The sequence below is a fragment of the Streptomyces sp. NPDC004561 genome (assembly GCF_053602155.1).
In genome coordinates this window covers 1-2218 of record NZ_JBSGDB010000816.1, presented here as the reverse complement: position 1 = coordinate 2218, position 2218 = coordinate 1, and the positions used below count along the sequence as shown (strand labels likewise).

Genomic DNA, 2218 nt, shown 5'->3' with positions numbered 1-2218 from the left:
ACGACCGGAGCGCCGGGGCCAAGAGCGTGGCCGGAGCCCCGGACAAGGTGTCCGGGGACGGCGGACGGCCCTCCGACCCGGAGCTGGACCTGGCCGAGGCGGCTCGCGTGGCCCGCAGCACCCACGGCGCGGGGGCTCCAGCCCCGGGCGGTCCCTCCGACCGCGGGCCGTCGGCACCGCCCCGGGACGACGCCCGCCGAGGCGGGGCCGGCGGCGGGCTGCCGCTCGGCGACGTGCGCCAGGAGTGCCGGGGGCTGGCCCGGGCCGCGGTGCGGCTGGACGCGCCCGAACTGGAGAGCCGGCTGCTGGACGCGGTCCGGGAGCACGGGCTGACCACGGCGTGGGAGGAGGTGATGGTGCCGACGCTGCGCGCGGTGGGCCGCAAGTGGGAGTCCTCCGGCGACCGTTACGTGGAGGTGGAGCACCTGCTGTCCTGGCAGATCTCCACCGCCCTGCGCCGTGCGCCCCTGGTGCTGCCGCGCGCGGCGGAGCCCGTCGGCACCGAGCCGGTGGTGCTGGCCTGCGCGCCCGGCGAGCAGCACTCACTGCCGCTGGAGGCGCTCGACGCGGCGCTGGGCGAGCTCGGCGTGCCGACCCGCATGCTGGGGGCCGCCGTGCCCGTGGAGGCGCTGCTGGCCTGCGTCCGGCGTACCGGTCCGGCCGCCGTGCTGCTGTGGGCGCAGACCCGCTCGACGGCGTCGGCGCCGCTGGCCCGCCATGTCGCGGGTCTGCAGTGGGGACCGGCGGGCGCCCGCCGTCGGCCCGTCGTCCTGCCGGCCGGCCCGGGCTGGGACCGCCGGGCGGCCGGTGAATTCCCTCGCTGCGGGGGCCTGCGGGAGGCCGTCCGAACACTGAGCGGCCTGTACGACACGGACGGCGCCGTGCGCGGGCCGGCGGGCCGGGGCTGAACACCGTACGACTGAACGCCGTACGACGACGGCCACCGGACGGCCATCGGGACCAGCCCGCGGCTCCGCCACCCGCCGCAGCCGCCCGCTGAGTTCCGCGCACCACCCACCGCGTCCTCCCCTACCCGCCCTCGGCCCTCCCGGTGCGTCGGCTCAGCCGGGGAAGCGTCCCGCGGCGCGCAGGGCCCAGCGGCGTTCGGCGTAGGCCAGGTCGTCGCGCCACAGGCGGCCCGCCGCGTAGCGGATCACCGGGCGCAGCAGGGGGGCGGCCCGGCGGGCGAGGGCGAACCCGGGTCTTTCGGAGGTGGCCACGACAGCCTCCACGACCGCCGTGCGCGGCCTGCCCCCGGCGTCCGGTCCGAGCGGTGTCGCGTGCGTCTCGACCACGGAGCCCGCGCCTTCGCCGTCGGTGATCCGCATGACGACGGTGCGTGGTCCGGGGGCCGTGAACACGGCGCGGACGGGGACGACGAGCCGGCCGGCGACCTTGAAGGACACATCGACCGTGAACGCGTCCTCCCCGTCGGGCCGCCCGGGCGACTCCACGACGGTGAGGTCGGTGAACGAGTACGGGTGGTACCAGGCCCCGTGCCAGGGGTCGAGGCGGTTGGCGACCACGTCGTCGGGCTCGCAGACGCCCGTCGCGGTGTACACGGCCGTGAGCGCGCCGGCCGTGGCGGGGCGGGCAGGCACCGGGGGCCGGGCGGTGGGCGGCTCGCCGCCGGCGTCGTCCAGCCGCACCCACAGCAGCACCCCGTCGTCGTGGGCGGGCCAGGGCTCCCAGCCGCCGAACGGCGTTCCGTCCAGGGCGAGTCCGTGCCAGTGACACACCAGGGTGCCGCAGCGCACCGGGCTGTCCCGCAACGGTGCGCCCAGGTGGGGGCAGACGCCGGGCCCGGCCACGAGGCCCCCTCGCGCGTCGCGCCAGAGGACCACCTCCCGGCCGGCGACGGTCCGGGCCAGGGGCCGGTCCGGGCGCAGGGCCCGAGCGGCCCCGACGACGTACCAGTTGCCGCTCGGCCGCCCCTGCGCCCGCTTGAGCGCGTCGGCGATCAGCGCGGGCCGGGCCTCGCGCCAGGTGGGGCGCCGGCGCTCCCAGGAGACGGGGGCGCGGCGCAGGCGCAGGGGCAGTCGGGTGCGCCGGGGCGGGCGATCGGATGTCACGCCGCCTCCTTCCAGCTGGAGGACGGACACGGGGCGGCGGTGAGCCTGCGGCGTGCGGCGAGCCGGGCCGCGGTCACCCGCATCAGGCCGTCGGCGGCGACGAGCGCCCGGCGTCGGCGGGGCACCGCGCTGCGGCGGTGCAGCAC

At 78.9% G+C, this 2218-nt stretch carries 2 protein-coding genes; one reads left to right on the top strand and one right to left on the bottom strand.

Annotated features, from left to right (window positions below; genetic code table 11):
- The coding region (locus tag ACWEN3_RS45665) for a B12-binding domain-containing protein (RefSeq protein ID WP_452984249.1) at positions 1-908 on the top strand (908 nt) is incomplete at its 5' end.
- Between the two features lie 153 nt (positions 909-1061).
- Here the strand turns inward: ACWEN3_RS45665 and ACWEN3_RS45660 are convergent.
- Positions 1062-2072: a DUF5914 domain-containing protein gene (locus ACWEN3_RS45660; RefSeq protein WP_452984247.1), complete on the bottom strand. Its 1011-nt coding sequence runs from the start codon at positions 2070-2072 to the stop codon at positions 1062-1064.
- Positions 2073-2218 lie beyond the last annotated feature (146 nt).